Origin of the sequence: Enterovirga sp. CN4-39 (assembly GCF_049446235.1) — a bacterium.
Classification (GTDB): Bacteria; Pseudomonadota; Alphaproteobacteria; order Rhizobiales; family Beijerinckiaceae; genus Enterovirga.
In genome coordinates, this window is record NZ_JBMSEF010000016.1 from 124,895 (window position 1) to 140,156 (window position 15,262).

16 protein-coding genes are annotated in these 15,262 nt (G+C 68.9%); 9 read left to right on the forward strand and 7 right to left on the reverse strand.

All coding sequences use genetic code 11. The features are described from left to right. Nucleotides 1–78: 78 nt before the first annotated feature. The 7 genes from ACO2SS_RS22150 to ACO2SS_RS22180 all read left to right on the forward strand — a co-directional run bounded on the left by ACO2SS_RS22150 (nt 79) and on the right by ACO2SS_RS22180 (nt 5,181). Entirely contained in the window at nt 79–399 is a 321-nt protein-coding gene (locus ACO2SS_RS22150) for a hypothetical protein (protein ID WP_423279994.1), read from the forward strand. Between the two features lie 93 nt (nt 400–492). Beyond that, nucleotides 493–1,716: an LL-diaminopimelate aminotransferase gene (locus ACO2SS_RS22155; RefSeq protein ID WP_423279995.1), complete on the forward strand. Its 1,224-nt coding sequence runs from the start codon at nt 493–495 to the stop codon at nt 1,714–1,716. A gap of 85 nt (nt 1,717–1,801) precedes the next feature. Next, nucleotides 1,802–2,107: a hypothetical protein gene (locus ACO2SS_RS22160; RefSeq protein WP_423279996.1), complete on the forward strand. Its 306-nt coding sequence runs from the start codon at nt 1,802–1,804 to the stop codon at nt 2,105–2,107. 21 nt (nt 2,108–2,128) lie between these two features. Beyond that, a complete protein-coding gene (locus tag ACO2SS_RS22165; RefSeq protein ID WP_423279997.1) occupies nt 2,129–3,010 on the forward strand; it encodes an alpha/beta fold hydrolase in 882 nt (293 codons plus the stop codon). 78 nt (nt 3,011–3,088) lie between these two features. Beyond that, nucleotides 3,089–3,466 (forward strand): SPW repeat domain-containing protein, encoded by a 378-nt coding sequence (locus tag ACO2SS_RS22170; RefSeq protein WP_423279998.1) that lies wholly within the window; start codon nt 3,089–3,091, stop codon nt 3,464–3,466. A gap of 114 nt (nt 3,467–3,580) precedes the next feature. Beyond that, on the forward strand, nt 3,581–3,910 hold the full coding sequence (locus tag ACO2SS_RS22175) for a hypothetical protein (protein ID WP_423279999.1): 330 nt from the start codon (nt 3,581–3,583) through the stop codon (nt 3,908–3,910). A 158-nt stretch (nt 3,911–4,068) separates the two neighbouring features. Next, nucleotides 4,069–5,181, forward strand: coding sequence for a hypothetical protein (locus ACO2SS_RS22180; RefSeq protein WP_423280000.1), 1,113 nt, complete (start codon nt 4,069–4,071; stop codon nt 5,179–5,181). 83 nt (nt 5,182–5,264) lie between these two features. Here the strand turns inward: ACO2SS_RS22180 and ACO2SS_RS22185 are convergent, their stop codons facing one another. The 6 genes from ACO2SS_RS22185 to ACO2SS_RS22210 are packed head-to-tail and all read right to left on the reverse strand — an operon-like array spanning nt 5,265 to nt 12,253. Continuing rightward, nucleotides 5,265–6,062, reverse strand: coding sequence for an IclR family transcriptional regulator (locus ACO2SS_RS22185; RefSeq protein ID WP_423280001.1), 798 nt, complete (start codon nt 6,060–6,062; stop codon nt 5,265–5,267). Further along, nucleotides 6,040–7,092 (reverse strand): acyl-CoA dehydrogenase family protein, encoded by a 1,053-nt coding sequence (locus ACO2SS_RS22190; protein ID WP_423280002.1) that lies wholly within the window; start codon nt 7,090–7,092, stop codon nt 6,040–6,042. The genes ACO2SS_RS22185 and ACO2SS_RS22190 overlap by 23 nt, the downstream gene beginning before the upstream one ends. 11 nt (nt 7,093–7,103) lie before the next feature. Further along, nucleotides 7,104–8,264 (reverse strand): acyl-CoA dehydrogenase family protein, encoded by a 1,161-nt coding sequence (locus ACO2SS_RS22195; RefSeq protein ID WP_423280003.1) that lies wholly within the window; start codon nt 8,262–8,264, stop codon nt 7,104–7,106. Nucleotides 8,265–8,268: 4 nt separating this feature from the next. Next, nucleotides 8,269–9,243, reverse strand: coding sequence for a Bug family tripartite tricarboxylate transporter substrate binding protein (locus ACO2SS_RS22200; RefSeq protein WP_423280004.1), 975 nt, complete (start codon nt 9,241–9,243; stop codon nt 8,269–8,271). A gap of 14 nt (nt 9,244–9,257) precedes the next feature. Further along, a complete protein-coding gene (locus tag ACO2SS_RS22205; RefSeq protein WP_423280005.1) occupies nt 9,258–11,411 on the reverse strand; it encodes an acetate--CoA ligase family protein in 2,154 nt (717 codons plus the stop codon). Then, nucleotides 11,408–12,253 (reverse strand): enoyl-CoA hydratase, encoded by an 846-nt coding sequence (locus tag ACO2SS_RS22210; RefSeq protein WP_423280006.1) that lies wholly within the window; start codon nt 12,251–12,253, stop codon nt 11,408–11,410. Before ACO2SS_RS22210 ends, ACO2SS_RS22205 begins: the two co-directional genes overlap by 4 nt. Before the next feature lie 105 nt (nt 12,254–12,358). Here ACO2SS_RS22210 and ACO2SS_RS22215 point away from each other — a divergent pair, with 105 nt between their 5' ends. Next, nucleotides 12,359–13,159 (forward strand): aspartate dehydrogenase, encoded by an 801-nt coding sequence (locus ACO2SS_RS22215; RefSeq protein ID WP_423280007.1) that lies wholly within the window; start codon nt 12,359–12,361, stop codon nt 13,157–13,159. 38 nt (nt 13,160–13,197) lie between these two features. Here ACO2SS_RS22215 and ACO2SS_RS22220 read toward each other — a convergent pair whose 3' ends face one another. Beyond that, nucleotides 13,198–14,517, reverse strand: coding sequence for a GntR family transcriptional regulator (locus tag ACO2SS_RS22220; protein ID WP_423280008.1), 1,320 nt, complete (start codon nt 14,515–14,517; stop codon nt 13,198–13,200). A 547-nt stretch (nt 14,518–15,064) separates the two neighbouring features. Between ACO2SS_RS22220 and ACO2SS_RS22225 the strand changes: the two genes are divergently transcribed. Next, nucleotides 15,065–15,262, forward strand: a 198-nt coding sequence (locus tag ACO2SS_RS22225) for a hypothetical protein (protein ID WP_423280009.1), incomplete at its 3' end; no start/stop codon positions are given.

Here is a 15,262-nt window from a genome sequence, read left to right on the forward strand (position 1 = left end):
ATGGAGACGGCGGCAATCTTCGATCCCCACGATAACGCCGCTCGGCGAGCCGCGATCCGGCGTTCCGAGATCTGATACATGCGTCCCCACACCACGGCCCTGCTTTTCCTCGCCATCGGCGCTTCGCTCGGCGGATGTGTCGGCGCAGGGGAGACGAATCCCCTGCGCGATGCCGCCGTCGCGGCCGGCGTGACCGGAGGCGAGCCCAGGCCAGCCCCCGACTTCGTCACCCGGACCCGCCCGGCCCAGGCCGAGTACGTTCCGATCGGAGTCTCGGCCCCCTCCCGCAGGTACCGTGCCAAGAACGCCGAGGAGGTCGCGCGGGCCGAGGCACAGATGGATCGGCTGAGCCGCGCGAACGAGTCACGCGCCGCGGCCGCCCGGCGCGCGGCGCAGTAGCCGAACGGCCGGGCTGCCCAGGAAGGGGCGGCTCTGCTAAAGCACGACCAGGAGGCGGTGGGGAGCGACGGCCCGCACCGCCGGGGATAGCCCATGACGACCGATTTTCACCGCATCCGGCGGCTGCCGCCCTACATCTTCGAGGAAGTCAACCGCTTCAAGGCGAAGGCTCGCGCCAACGGGGCCGACATCATCGACCTCGGGATGGGCAATCCCGACCTCGCCGCACCGCCGCATGTCGTGGCCAAGCTGTGCGAGACGGCCGGCAAGCCGAGGACGGACCGCTATTCCGCCTCCAAGGGCATCGCCGGGCTCCGCCGCGCCCAGGCCGGCTATTATGCGCGCCGCTTCGGCGTGAAGCTCAACCCCGACACGCAGGTCGTGGCGACCCTCGGCTCGAAGGAGGGCTTCGCCAACATGGCCCAGGCCATCACGGCGCCTGGCGATGTCGTGCTGGTCCCGAACCCCTCCTATCCCATCCACGCCTTCGGCTTCCTGATGGCGGGCGGCGTGATCCGCTCGGTTCCGGCCGAGCCGAGCCCCGCGATCTTCCCGGCGCTGGAGCGCGCGGTCCTTCACTCCATCCCGAAGCCGCTCGCGCTCGTCACCTGCTACCCGTCGAACCCCACCGCGCAGGTCGCCTCGCTGGACTTCTACCGGGACCTCGTGGCCTTCGCGAAGAAGCACGACATCTTCCTGCTCTCGGACCTCGCCTATGCGGAGGTCTATTTCGACGACAACGACCCGCCGCCCTCGATGCTGCAGGTTCCGGGCGCGATGGATGTCGCGGTCGAGTTCACGTCGATGTCGAAGACCTTCTCGATGGCCGGCTGGCGCATCGGCTTCGCGGTCGGCAACGAGCGCCTCCTGGCGGCCCTCGGCCGGGTGAAGTCGTACCTCGACTATGGTGCGTTCACGCCCGTCCAGGTCGCCGCGACGGCGGCCTTGAACGGGCCGGACGATTGCATCCGCGAGATGCGGTCGATCTACAAGCGCCGACGCGACGTGCTGGTGGAATCCTTCGGCAAGGCCGGCTGGGAGATCCCGTCGCCCTCCGCCTCCATGTTCGCCTGGGTGCCGATCCCGGAGAAGTTCCGGCCGCTCGGCAGCCTCGAATTCTCCAAGCTTCTCGTCGAGAAGGCCGATGTCGCCGTCGCGCCCGGGATCGGGTTCGGCGAGCACGGCGACGATTACGTCCGGATCGCGCTCGTGGAGAACGAGCAGCGCATCCGCCAGGCGGCGCGCTCGATCCGCAAGTTCTTCGACAGCGCCGATCGCACGCTCCACAATGTGGTGCCGCTGGCCCGCGCGGGCTGATTGTTCAGGTAAGGTTCAGGTTGTTCATTCGGGCTGCCGATGCGAGAAGGTTGAGCTTCCGATTCACCGTCTCGGGGGCGCTGCCTTGAAACAATCTCTGATCGCCGGCCTGACTGTGCTCCTTGCCGTCGGGGCTGCCCAAGCCGCTCCGGTCCTGCCGGCAGCCGATGCCGTCCAGGCCGTTGCCGTGCCGCGCGACGATTCCATGGGCCGCTATCACCAGCTTCGCCGGCTCGATAACCGCCAGCTCGGGCGCCCCGCCTTCCGGCAGGGCGCGACCTGCGTCACGCCGAAGCTCGTCTGCTGGGTACCCCAGGCGGGAGATACCGGCGAGGCGTGCTCCTGCGCCACGCCGAGCCGTGGCAAGGTCGCCGGAACGATCGAGGGCTGAGACCTGACTCCGGAGCGCGGCATGGGCTTTTTCGACAGTTTCGAACTCAGCTCTGTCGCGGTCCGCGACGGCGCGCTTCGGGTCCGCATGGGCGGCTCGGGGCCGCCGCTCCTTCTGCTGCACGGTAACCCGCAGAGCCACGTCATGTGGCACAAGGTTGCGCCGGCTCTGGCCCGCCGCTTCACCGTGATCTGCCCGGACCTGCGCGGCTATGCAGGCTCCTTCAAGCCCGGAGCCACGCCCGACCACGCGCCCTACGCCAAGACCGAGATGGCGCGGGACATGGTCGAGCTGATGAGCGCGCTTGGCCACGACCGCTTCCGCGTTGGCAGCCACGACCGCGGCGCGCGGGTGGCGCACCGCCTGGCGCTCGATCACCCGGAAAGGGTCGAGAAGCTCGCCGTGCTCGACATCGTGCCGACGCTCGAGCATTTCGAGCGCACCGACATGAGCTTCGCGCTCGGCTACTACCATTGGTTCTGGTTCGCGCAGCCGCATCCCTTCCCGGAGAACCTGATCAGCGCGGCGCCCGAGACTTGGTGGCACGCCCATACGTCGCGCGAGCCGAAGCCGCCCGGCTTCTTCGCTCCCGAGGCGCTCGCCGATTACCTCGAGGCTGCGCGGGACCCCGCCGCGATCATCGGCATGTGCGAAGATTATCGGGCCGCCGCCACGATCGACCTCGAGCACGACCGGGCGAGCCGCGCTGCGGGCGCCAAGATCGAATGCCCGCTCCTCGTGCTCTGGGGCGCCCAGGGCAGGATCGGCGGATGGTACGAACCGCTGGACCTGTGGCGCCGCTACTGCTCGGCCGAGGTGACGGGCGGGCTCGTCCAGTCCGGGCATTATCTCCCTGAAGAGGCTCCGGAGGAGGTCCTCGCCGCCTTCGAGACATTCTTCTGAGCGGGTCGGCCGCGTCCCTCACGGGAGGGAACGCACCTGCGGCCGCCATGTTGAGCCTCTGCTTTCGACGGAGGCGGCATGCGCTTCATCCCGACCCGGCTTCACGGGATCATCGACTATATCTGGGGCCTGCTCCTCGGGACTGCGCCGTGGACGCTCGGCTTCGCCGATAATGGCCCTGCGACCTATGTGGCGCTGATCTTCGGGATCGGGGCGATCCTCTACAGCCTCGCCACGAATTATGAGGTCGGGCTCCTGCCGCTCATCCCGATGCCGGTCCACCTCGTGCTCGACGTGGCGGGCGGCGCCATGCTCGCGGTCTCGCCCTGGCTGTTCGGCTTCGCCGACCGGGTGTTCTGGCCGCATCTCCTCTTCGGCCTCTTCTCGATCGCGGCGGGGCTCATGACGGAAAAGGACACGCGCTCGCCCGATCGGATCGCGAGCGAGCGCATCTGACCGGGGCGACGTGGTTTCCGAAAGGTAAACCAGGCCCGCTCATTGCCAGCCTGCGCATTGAGGTGGCCTTGGCGAGCCCCGCTTAAGGGGCAGGGAGCAGCCAAAGGATATCCTATGCCCCCGCTCCTTCGCATCGAGGCGGCCGCGCTTGTCGGCCTGGCTCTCTTCGCATCCTCGGCTCGCGCCGAGATCACAGGCGCCCAGCTCGAGGAACTCTACCTGATCCAGCTCGGCGTGAAGAGCTGCGACAACCTCCCGTTTCCGGCCGACAAGAGGACCAAGCTCGACCAGGTGGTATCCGTGATGGAACGGGGATCATCCTTCTCGGACGCGGATCTCATCCTGATGCGCGGCAAGGCCCGCACGGCGCTGGAGAACAACCCGGCCAAGATCTGCCACGACGTGGGCGAGTCGATTCCGACGGTCGTACGCGACTTGAAGTAGGGTTTCACACTCCAAGCTCGCTTTCCCGATCACGACCTCGCGCTGGGTTCTGCAAACGGGGAAGCGGGTCAGCTCCGCGCCTGACGCGCCTGGAACCCGGCCCGAAACCGCGCAAGTATCTCCCTCCCAAGACGAGAACAGTCGGGGAGGAAACATCGATGAGAGTTCCCGTGCTTGCGGCGGCATGCCTGCTGACCGCTTGCTCGGCCGCACTTGCGGCCGAGCCGCTGAAGTTCGAGGTCGACGCCGCCTGGCCGAAGCCGCTCCCCAACGATTGGCTGATGGGGCAGGCCGCCGGGGTGGCCGTGGATGCCGACGACAATATCTGGGTGGTGCAGCGGCCGCGCACGCTGACGGATGACGAGAAGGGTGCGAGCCTCAACCCGCCGCGCTCGAAATGCTGCAAGCCGGCCCCGCCCGTGCTCGTGTTCAACCAGGCGGGCGACCTCATCAAGAGCTGGGGTGGGCCGGGCGAGGGTTACAACTGGCCGCAGAACGAGCACGGCATCCACATCGACCAAAAGGGGTTCGTGTGGCTCGCCGGGAACGGCGAGCAGGACGGCCAGATCCTGAAATTCACGCCGGACGGCAAGTTCGTCATGCAGATCGGCAAGCAGGGGCCGCAGACGAACAGTCTCGACACGAGCCGGCTCGGCCGGCCGGCCGGCATGATGGTCGACCCTGCGAGCAACGAGCTCTTCGTGGCGGACGGCTACGGCAATACGCGCATCATCGTGTTCGATGCGGATACGGGCGCCTACAAGCGGATGTGGGGCGCCTACGGCAAGCCGCCGACGGATGAGAAGCTTCCGGCCTACAGCCCGGGCGAGACGCCGCCGACCCAGTTCAGGAACCCGGTCCACTGCGTGCAGGTTGCGCGCGACGGGCTCGTCTATGTCTGCGACCGGGTCAGCAATCGCGTCCAGGTGTTCCGAAAGGACGGCACCTTCGTGAAGGAGTTCTTCGTCGAGAAGGGCACGCGCGGCAACGGCGCGGTGTGGGAACTGGCCCTGTGGCCGGACGAGAAGGAGAGCCTGCTGCTGAATGCCGATGGCGAGAACAACGAGGTGCGCACGCTGAGCCGTGACAACGGCGAGGTGATGGGCGCCTTCGGGCGCAATGGCCGCAATGCGGGCCAGTTCCACTGGGTGCACAACCTCGCGGTCGACTCGAAGGGCAATGTCTTCACGACCGAAGTCGACACCTCGAAGCGGGCGCAGAAGTTCCTGTTCAAGGGCGACATGGTCTTGCGCAAGCGCTCCGCCCAGTAGCCCAACCCCTCGATGGTCCGGCGGACCTCGGCCCGCCGGACCATGAGCGTCTGGTATTCGTAAGCTTCCGGCCTGGACGAGGCTCAGACCGTGATCGTCGGGACGTGTTCTCGGAGCAGTGCCGTGAGCTGCTCAAGGCGCGGGCCCAGGATCCGGTCCGTCACGGAGGCGATGCTGATCCCGGCGATCGGCGTCCGGCGGGAGGACCAGATCGCCATGCCGACACCCGACACGCCGGGCGTCAGGACCTGTTGGCTGATGCCGTAGCCGGTCACGCGCGTGCGCATCACGGCGTCGCGCATGTCCTTCAGCTCGAAGTTGTAGGCGGCGAACTCGGCCTTCTTCTCGCGCAGGATCGCCTCGAACTCCGTCTCCGGGAGCCCGGCAAGCATCGCCAGCCCGGCCGCCCCGACCCCGAGCGGCCTGCGGTCGCCGATATTCATCGTCATCACCCGGATCGGGAAATGACCCTCGATGCGGTCGAGGCAGATGGCGTCGGTTCCGGAGCGCAGGACGAGATAAACCGTGTCGCCGGTGGCGGCCGCGAGATGCTCGAGAACGGGGCGGGCCGCGCGGACCAGCCCGCTCTGCTGGGGGGCCGAGAGGCCCAGCTCGAAGATCAGCGGCCCGAGCTTGTAGCGCCGCGTCTCGGGATCCTGCGCGACGAGATGCTCCTGCATCAGGCCGAGCAGGATGCGGCGTGCCGTCGGGTGCGGCAGCTCGGTGCGGCGGGCCAACTCGGACAGGCCGATGCCGCTCTCGCTCCGCCGCGCCACCGCTGTCAGGATCTGCGCGGCGCGATGGATCGCCTGGACGCCTGCCGCGTCCTCGGTGGTGCGCGGCCGGGTGCCGCCGCGTTCAGCCTTCCCGTCGTCCGCCATGGTCGATCAGATGCCGGGCCACGATCGCGCGCGACGCCTGGGCATCGCCGAAGCTGGAGGCGAGCCGGCGCGCGCGCTTGAGGTAGAGATGGGCCGGGTGTTCCCAGGAGAACCCGGCCGCGCCATGGACCTGGATGCAGCCGGTGGTCGCCGCGAGGGCGGCCTCCGTGGCGCCGGCGCGGGCGGCGTGGATCTGGGCCGAGGCGTCGTTCTCGCCGGCGTCGAACGCCGCCGCCGCGGCCGCAACCAGCGTGCGGGCATTCTCCGTCAGGATGAAGTCGTCCACGATCCGGTGCTTCACGGCCTGGTAGGCGCCGATCGGGGAGCCGAACTGGCGGCGCTCCTTGGCATAGGAAACGGCGATCTCCCCCGCGCGCTCGGCGATGCCCGCGAGCTCCGCCGCGATCCAGAGATGCGCCGGCAGAAGGAGTTCGTCCAGCTCTGCCGCCGTCTCCGCGGCATCGAGCGCCTTTTCGAGCGCCGGGCGCGGGAGCGCTCCGATCGGGCAGGTCGGGTCGAGCGGCTGCCGGCTCTGGGCGGAAGCGGGGGCGAGCCACAGGATGCGCGTTCCGCCGCCGGCCCGGTGAGAGAGGACGAGGATGTCGGTCGCCTCCTCGGCATGGGCGACCAGGATATCGCCATCGGCCGAGCCGGTTCCGGCATCCAGGCCGATCGCGACGCGTCGCTCGCCGGCAAGGCTGGAAGCCGATAGGTCCTGGAGCCACTCCGCCTCGGCGGCCCGTGCGAGCGCGGGCAGCAGGGCGAAGCTCAGGAAGGGCCCGGGGGCGAGCGAGCGCCCGATCTCGTGCCCCAGGAGGGTCGCCTCGGCGAGGCCGAGCCCGAGGCCGCCGGCCTCTTCGGGAACGCAGATGGCGCTCCAGCCCTGCTCGGCGGCAAGCGCCATCGCGGCATCGCCGGCGCCGGCCGGGAGCCTGTCGCCGCGGCCGAGGTCGAGATCCTCCGGGTATCCGGCCAGCGCGCGCCGCGCCGTATCCCGCAGGAGCGCCTGCGCCTCGTTGAACACCGCCATGTTCTCAATCCTCAGCGGGGCAGGCCGAGCACGCGCTCGCCGACGACGTTGCGCTGGATCTCCGACGTGCCGGCCAGGATCGTCTCGGCCATCGACCAGAGATGCTCCCGCTGCCACCACCGGCCGCGCTGGGCGGCGGGCTCCTGCGGGCCGAGCGCCGCCTCCGGGCCGAGGATGTCCATCGCGAGCGCGAGGAGGCGCTGGTGGCTCTCGCTCCAGAGCAGCTTGATGAAGGAGCCTTCCGGGCCCGGCTGCTCGTGCCGCGCCGCGGCGGCCAACATGGTCCTCGCGTGAAGCTTCAGCGCCTGCACGTCGATATAGCTGCGGGCGAGCCGGTCGCGGATGACAGCATCTTCGGAGACAGGCCGGCCGTCCCGCCGCATGCCGCGCGCGACCTCGACGAGATCGCGCAGCTCCTCTTCCATGCGGACGAGGCGCGGCACGAAATAGGTGGCGCGCTCGTAGCTCGCCGCCGCCATGGCGATGCCCCAGCCGGCATTCTCCTCGCCGACCCGGTTCTCGACCGGGACCCGCACCTCGTCGAAGAAGACCTCGTTGAACTCCTGTTCCCCGTTCATCTGCCGGATCGGCCGGACCGTGATGCCGGGGCTCTTCATGTCCACGAGCAGGAAGCTGATGCCCTTGTGCTTCGGCGCCTCGGCATCCGTCCGGGCGAGCACGAAGCACCAATCCGCGACATGCGCGAAGCTCGTCCAGATCTTCTGGCCCGAGACCACGTAGTGCTCGCCGTCGCGGATCGCGCGCGTGCGAAGCGAGGCGAGATCCGAGCCGGCGCCGGGCTCCGAATAGCCCTGGCACCAGATCTCCTCGTTGGAGAGGATCTTGGGCAGGAAGCGGCGCTTCTGCGCATCGGAGCCGAAGAGGAGCAGCGTCGGGCCGAGGATCCCGTGCCCGATCATGTTGATGCCCTGCGGCGCGCCGGCCCGGGCATATTCCTCGTGGAAGATCGCGATCAGCTCGACGGGCAGGCCGCGCCCGCCGAGCTCGGCCGGCCAACCGAGGCCGGACCAGCCCGCGGCGCACAGGTGATCCTCGAAGGCCCGCCTGTAATCGGCGTCATGGACGCTCGCTTCAGGAAAGCGGGAGCCGACCAGCGCGAGATTCTCGGCGAGCCAGCGCCTCACCTCTTCTCTGAAAGCCTGAGCGTCCATGGCCTCAGTTCCCCGGCTGGATGCCGGCGTCCTTGGCGGTCTTCGCCCATTTCGCGAGGTCTTCCTTCACGAACTCGGCGAATTTCGGCGACGGATAGGCCAGGATCTCGAGGCCGAGCTGGGCGAACCGCGTCTTGACGTCCTCCTGCGCGAGGATCTCGAGCAACTCCTTGTTCAGGCGCTCCACGATGGCGGGATCGAGCTTCGCGGGGCCGAACACGCCGAGCCATGGCACCGCCTCGTAGCCGGGCAGCCCCGATTCCGCGATGGTCGGCAGATTCGGCATGAGCGGCGACCGCTTGGCCGAGGTCACGCCGAGCGCCCGGATGGCCTTGGATTCGATGTGCGGGCCCGAGGAGGCGAGCGCGTCGAACATGATCGGGATGCGGCCAGCCACGAGATCGGTCAGGGCGGGCGCGCTGCCGCGATAGGGAACATGGACCAGCTCGACACCCGCCATCTTGGCGAACATCTCGGCTTCCATGTGGGTCGAGGTGCCGTGGCCGACGGACCCATAGGCGAGTTTGCCGGGCTGCTGCTTCGCCAGCGCGATCAGCTCCGCGACCGACTTCGCCGGGACGTTGTCGGCGACCACGAGCACGTGGAGCGGCGAGACGAGCAGCGTCACCGGCGTGAAGTCGGCGATCGGGTCGTAGCGGACCTTCGTCACGTTCGGGTTGATGGTGTGGGCGGAGGCCGCGACGAGGAGCGTATGCCCGTCCGGCGCTGCGCGCGCGACCTGGTCGGTCGCCACCATGGTGCCGGCGCCGACGACGTTCTCGACGAGCACGTTCTGCCCGATCCGGTCGCGCAGTTTCTCCGCCACGATGCGGGCCATGGTGTCGGCAGCCCCGCCGGGCGAGAACGGGACGACCAGCCGGATCGGCTGGCTCGGCCAGGAGTTCGCGGCGGCGCCCGTGGGCAGCGTCGCGAGGCCGAGTGCGGCGGCGGCCGCGAAGGTGAAGGCGCGTCTGTTCACAAATTCCTCCAGGATCAAGCAGCCTCTTGGGCGGACTGTTCGGGTTGGGGTGAGAGGGTGATGAGGCAGTCCAGGGCGACCACGCCGGCACCTTCCGGTCGCACGACGAAGGGGTTGATCTCGAGTTCAGCGATCGCGTCCCCGGAGGCCAGGAAGGCGTCGGACAGGGCCGCCATGGTCCGGCCGAGCGCCGCCACGTCGAGCGGCGGGCGGCCGCGGACGGAGCCGAAGAGCGGAGCGCCCCGGAGAGAGCGGACCATCGCCTCGGCAGCCTCGGCGTCGACCGGCAGGAGGCGGTGGCCGACATCCTTCAGCACCTCCGTGAAGATGCCGCCGAGGCCGACCGTCATCACGGGCCCGAAGACCGGGTCGCGCGTGATGCCGACCAGGACCTCGAGGCCGGGCGGCTCCTGTTTCTGGACGACGGCGCCGTCGATGCGGGCGCCGGGGCAGGCGCGCCGGGCGGCTTCCACCACGTCGGCATAGGCGGCGCGCACCGCTTCCGGCGAGCCGAGGCCGAGCTTGACGCCGCCGATATCCGACTTGTGCAGGATGTCGGGGCTGAGGACCTTCAGCACGACCGGGAACCCGAAGCGCTCCGCGGCGGCGGCGGCGTCCTCGGCCGAGGATACCGCGGCCTCGGGTACGGTCGGGACGCCGTAGGCCGAAACGAATGTCTTGGCGTCGGCCTCGTTCAGGGCGGTGGCTCCGGCGCGGCGTGCCGAAGCGAGCACGACGTCCGCCGCGGGTTTTGCGGCCGGCCGGCTGGCATCGAGCGTCCTCGCAGGCTTGCGGCTGCGCTCGGACCAGGCCGCGAAGCTGGCGAGCGCGCCGACGCCGCGGGCTGTGTCCTCGAACACGGGTATGCCCGCCGCCTCGAGATCTCCGCGCGTGCGGGCATTGCCCGTATCCATCGCGACGATGAGCTTGTTCGAACGCCCGGCCGCCTCGATCATGGCGGGCGACAGCCGCTCCAGCAGGTAGCCCGGCGCATAGACGAGGATCATGTCGACGGCATCCGTCCCTTCCAGGGCGGCGAGCGCGTCGCGCATGAAATCGTGCTGGTTGACCACGTTCCCGGTGAGGTCGACCGGGTTCGCCACCATGCCGTAGGTGGGAATGCCCGAGCGCAGCACCGTCTGGACCTCGGCCGGAAGCGTCGGGATGTCGATCCCCGCCTTCACGAACTTGTCCGACAGAAGCGCCCCGAGCGCGCCCGAGATGGTGAGGATCGCGAGGCGCCTTCCTGCGGTCCGTTCCTTGAAGCGGGCGAGATAGGTGAGGTCCGCCAGGTGGGCGAGATCCTCGGCCATCATCAGGTTCAGGTCCTCGAAGACCGAGCGATAGACGGCCTGGCTTCCGGCGAGCGAGGCGGTATGCGAGGCGGCCGCCTCGGCGCCCTTCTCGGTGTCGCCGATCTTCAGGAGGATGAGCGGGCGTCCCTCGTCCCGCAGACGCGCCGCGACGCGCCGGAACCGTTCGCCGTCGCGCAGGCCCTCGACATAGCCCGCGATGGTTTTCGTCCCGGGATCCTCGGCGAAGTATTCGAGATATTCCGAGAATTCGAGCGAGGCCTCGTTGCCGGTGTTGATGACGGATCCGAAGCCGACGCCGCGTGCGCGGGCCAGCGTGTAGACGGCCGCGCAGACATTGCCGCTCTGCGTGATGAGGGCGGTCTCGTGATTGCCCTTCGGCGGCTCGATGTTGCGGAACACCGACGCGAAGGCCGTGTAGGCGTGGGTCGCGAGATTGGCGAAGCCCATGCAATTGGGGCCGGCCACCGGGATGCCGAGTTCGGCCACGCAGGCCTGGAACTCCTTCTGGAGCCGCTTTCCCTCTTCCTCGTTGGTCTCGGCGAAGCCGGACGCGAAGACGACCGCCGAGCGGATGCCCTTGGCGGCCGCGCGCCGGAGCTGCGGGACGACATCCTTCGCGCCGACCGCGAGCGCGATCAGGTCGACCGGGCCCGGCAGCGACTCGATGTCCGAATAGCAGCGGACGCCGGAGATCTCCGGGTATTTCGGGTTGATCGGGTAAATCGGGCCCTTGTAGCCGTGCTGCAGCAGGAGCTGGAACGGCATGCCGCCGACCCGGCCGGGATCGGCCGAGGCGCCCAGGATCGCGATGGAGCCCGGATTGATCAGCGGCTCGAGACGGTGCGCGGTCACGCCTTCTTCCCCGATTGGATCGCCTTGGCGAGGCCGGCATCGCGCGCGGCCTTGAAGGCTTCGGTCACGTGGCTGAGCTGGTGCGTGTCGAAATGCGCCTGCAGCGAGGTGCGCAGGCCCTGCATGTCGACGGCCCGGTTGATGGAGCGCTTGAGGAGCGTGAGCGCGAAGGGCGGCGCGAGGGCGATGCGGTCGGCGAGGGCGATCGTGGCAGCTTCGAGCTCCGCGCGCGGCACCACCCGGTTCACCATGCCGACGCGATGCGCCTCTGCGGCTCCGAGCCGCTCGCCCGTGAAAAGGAGTTCCTTGGCCTTGCGGGTGCCGAGCACCCATGGATGGATCAGGACCTCGACGGCGGCCGCACCGAGCGTATGCGCCACGGGATCGGCGAAGATCGCGTCATCCGCCGCAATGATCAGGTCGCACATGTTGGCGACCATGAAGCCGCCCGCGATGCAGGCGCCCTGGACCGAAGCGATGGTGGGCTTCGGGCAATCCATGATGCGCAGGCAGTATTCGAAGTAGCGCTTCTCCTCGTAGGCCCAGCGCTCCTCGACCGTGAAGTTGCCGCGGCTCTCCTGCGCTTCCTTCAGGTCGTGGCCGGCGGAGAAGTGGTCTCCCTTCCCGGCGAAGACGATCACCCGAACGGCTTCATCCGCCACGGCCTCGGCGAGAGCCGCGTCGAGTTCGTCGAGGAGTTGGCGGCTTTCCGCGTTCCGGCGCTCCGGACGACTGTGCCACAGCAGCGCGACCGCCCCGCGGACTTCGTATAGCACCTGCTCGTAGGCCACCGGCTCCTCCGTATCGTGAACACTCTCGGCGTGACGGGGAGCAGATAACATCTGTCTCATCCACGTTGTAGGCCGCGATAGCAAAACAGATGTTCGCATGGCGGACATCCCGACTGGCGGGCGCGATCTGTTCGCCGCGAATGGAGAAGAAACGGAATGGCTGAATCGGTTGCGATCGTCGGCTACGGAGCGATCGGGGAGGTCCTGGCAGCCGGGCTACTGGAGGGCGGCGGCCCGCGCTTGAGCGCCGTCCTCGTTCGCCCGCGCCAGGTCGAGGAGGCGAGGGCAAGCCTGCCGGCCGGCGTCGCCGTGGTGACGGCGCTCGGCGATCTCCTCGCCTGCCGCCCGGGCCTCGTGGTCGAGAGTGCCGGGCAGGGCGCCGTGCGCGAGCACGGAACGGAGGTTCTCGCGGCCGGGGTGGACCTGATGGTCGTCTCGACCGGGGCCCTGGCGGACGATGCCGTCCTGAACGCGTTGCAGGGTGCCGCCGCCGGGACCGGAGCGCGAATCCTCATCCCTGCCGGTGCGATCGCGGGGCTCGATGGGCTCGGCTCGCTCAAGGCGGCCGGGCTGGTATCGGTCACCTACACGTCCACCAAGCCGCCGCTCGCCTGGCGCGGCACCCCCACCGAGGAAACGCTGGACCTGGCGGGCCTGCGCGAGCGCACCGTTTTCTTCGAAGGGTCGGCGCGCGAAGCCGCGCTCCGCTACCCGAAGAACGCCAACCTCGCCGCGACGGTCGCGCTCGCCGGGCTGGGTCTCGACCGCACGGAGGTCCGGCTCGTGGCCGATCCGGCGGCCTCCGGCAATACCGGCACCATCGAGGCATCGAGCGAGATCGGCGACATGACGGTCGTCATGGCCGGCCGGGCGAGCGCAAATCCGAAGACCTCGGCCTCCACGGCGTTCTCGCTGCTGCACGCCGTCCGGTCGCGGTCGGCGACGCTCGTGATCTGACGAGATTACGCCTCGCGGAGACCGTCGCCGGCAGCCTCTCAGGCGGGCTGCGGCTCCCGCATCGCGCCGCGCACGACCCTGATCGCCTCGGCGACGAACCGGACCGAGGCGAGAGCGGCGGCGTTCTCGTCTCCCGCGGCGATCCTGTCGAGAAGTTCGGCTTGCGCCGCTGCAACGTCGGCGTCCGGAATGGTTGCCCGTCCGAAATAGGATCGTCGCGCCATGGCGTGAAGCGGCGCGATGGCGCGTTCGAGGAACGGGTTCGCGGCGGCCGCGATGACGAGCGACTTCATCCGGGCGTCGATAGCGATGATCTCTGCCGTCGGGCCACGTTCGGCGGCCCGGACCCACTCGACTCCCAGTCGCTTCAATTCGGCGCGCTGCCGGTCGGTGCAGCGCCGCGCGGCGAGGCGCGAGAGCAGCTGTTCGAGCGGGAGGCGGGCTTCGTTCAGCGTCGAGGCGTCGTAGCGGTCGAGTTCGGCGACGACGGCTCCTCGGCGAGCTTGGATCGTCACCAGGTGGAAGGCCGAAAGGCGCTGCAACGCCTCGCGCACGGGCGTTCGGCCGATCCCGAGCTCGGCGCTGAGCCGGAGTTCCGAAAGCACCTCCCCCGGCGGATAGGTCTGGGAGACGACGAGGCTCTCGATTGCCCGGAAGGCTTGGCCCGCCAGCGTCATGTCCGCGTCCGGGCGGTGCTGGGCCGAGCCCTGATCCGGTGCTGCGTCCCGGCGCGCGCGGACGGATTTCGCGAAACGACGGATCGAATGGAGGAAGCGCTGGGATGCAGCCTCGGCGCCGGCGGCGTCTCCGCTGGCGATGAGATCCATGAGAGCCGCATGGGCGAGCGCGACCGAGCGCTGCGAGGTGCGCGCATGCCGGAAGAAAAAGTGCCGGGACACTGAGTGCAGGGGACGGATCGCCGTCGTCAGCAGCGGGTTGCCGCAGGCTTCCGCCACCACCCGCTTGAAGCGGAAATCGACGTCCAGGAGCCCCGAGGACGAGCCGCCGTCCGCGGCCTCCATCATGGCCTGCGCCAACGCCCTCAGTTCCAGGCGCTGGCCGCGACAGGCAGAAAGGGCGGCGAGCCGCGACATCACCGGCTCGAGCGCCTCGCGGACCTCCATCGCCTGCTCGAAGCGCTTCCGGTCGATGTCCGTCACGCGGACACCACGCCGGGGCTCCACGACGATCAGCTGGTCGCGCTCGAGCCGCTGGAGCGCCTCCCGCACGGGCGTTCGGCCGATCCCGATCTGCTGGCTGAGGGAGACTTCAGACAGGAGATCTCCCGGCGGGATGGAGCCTTCGACGATCAGGTGTTCGATCGCGTCATACGCTTTGGCGGCGAGGGTCTCGGGCATTGCTTGGGAGGAAAAGGTGGGACCAGGCGCCGAGGAACTTGCTAAGAAGCCGTCACTCGCTCGGTAAGCGAGCGCCTCAGGGCCTTCGGGTTTGCTCCACGCTGACATGCCAGGGATGGTGTCGGCTCGCCTCGGCGCCGAAGGTAAGCCTGAGTGATCGCATGTCAAAGCGCAAAATCGGTCCTATCAACTAGAGACACAGGCAATTCCGGATCGGCTCTCCGGGCGGGAAGCCGCGTCTTTGCACGCGCTTCGACTGGTACATCAGCCGCGTAGGTCGCGGTGGGCGCCAGCTATCCGGCCATCGTCACGAACCTCGCTTATGGGCCACGCCGGGCATCCGCATTCCGGATCGCGGAAAACGGGACTTGATATGCCAGCGTTCCGGCGCCAAACCGGGGCACACGTCCGCTCTCCAAAGCGTCTGTTGAGCGAGTTGGCGTCTATGTACGAGAGTGTCTGACATGGCAGTCAAAGCGTCGCTCGGTTACAGGGTGAGCTCGTGCTCCTGAACGCTCGCCCTGGATCGATCCCCGGCGAAGATGCGGTGACCTCGCGCGAGATACCCTTCCGCATCGGCGAGTCCGTGCTCAGGCGCGAGGACCTGCGCTTCGTTACCGGCCGCGGGCGCTATGTCGCCGACCAGAAGGCGGAGGGCGAGCTTCACGCCGTCTTCGTCCGCAGCCCGCACGCCCATGCGAAGATCCTGCGGATCGATGCCGGCCGCTCGCGAGGCATGGCGGGC

Excerpts from the sequence above, each read along its gene's own strand:
- ACO2SS_RS22155 (WP_423279995.1), top strand. The coding sequence starts at position 493 with ATGACGACCGATTTTCACCGCATCCGGCGGCTGCCGCCCTACATCTTC.
- ACO2SS_RS22150 (WP_423279994.1), top strand. The coding sequence starts at position 79 with ATGCGTCCCCACACCACGGCCCTGCTTTTCCTCGCCATCGGCGCTTCG.
- ACO2SS_RS22165 (WP_423279997.1), top strand. The coding sequence starts at position 2,129 with ATGGGCTTTTTCGACAGTTTCGAACTCAGCTCTGTCGCGGTCCGCGAC.
- ACO2SS_RS22190 (WP_423280002.1), bottom strand. The coding sequence starts at position 7,092 with ATGGCGGTGTTCAACGAGGCGCAGGCGCTCCTGCGGGATACGGCGCGG.
- ACO2SS_RS22170 (WP_423279998.1), top strand. The coding sequence starts at position 3,089 with ATGCGCTTCATCCCGACCCGGCTTCACGGGATCATCGACTATATCTGG.
- ACO2SS_RS22220 (WP_423280008.1), bottom strand. The coding sequence starts at position 14,517 with ATGCCCGAGACCCTCGCCGCCAAAGCGTATGACGCGATCGAACACCTG.
- ACO2SS_RS22185 (WP_423280001.1), bottom strand. The coding sequence starts at position 6,062 with ATGGCGGACGACGGGAAGGCTGAACGCGGCGGCACCCGGCCGCGCACC.
- ACO2SS_RS22175 (WP_423279999.1), top strand. The coding sequence starts at position 3,581 with ATGCCCCCGCTCCTTCGCATCGAGGCGGCCGCGCTTGTCGGCCTGGCT.
- ACO2SS_RS22210 (WP_423280006.1), bottom strand. The coding sequence starts at position 12,253 with ATGTTATCTGCTCCCCGTCACGCCGAGAGTGTTCACGATACGGAGGAG.
- ACO2SS_RS22195 (WP_423280003.1), bottom strand. The coding sequence starts at position 8,264 with ATGGACGCTCAGGCTTTCAGAGAAGAGGTGAGGCGCTGGCTCGCCGAG.
- ACO2SS_RS22180 (WP_423280000.1), top strand. The coding sequence starts at position 4,069 with ATGAGAGTTCCCGTGCTTGCGGCGGCATGCCTGCTGACCGCTTGCTCG.
- ACO2SS_RS22215 (WP_423280007.1), top strand. The coding sequence starts at position 12,359 with ATGGCTGAATCGGTTGCGATCGTCGGCTACGGAGCGATCGGGGAGGTC.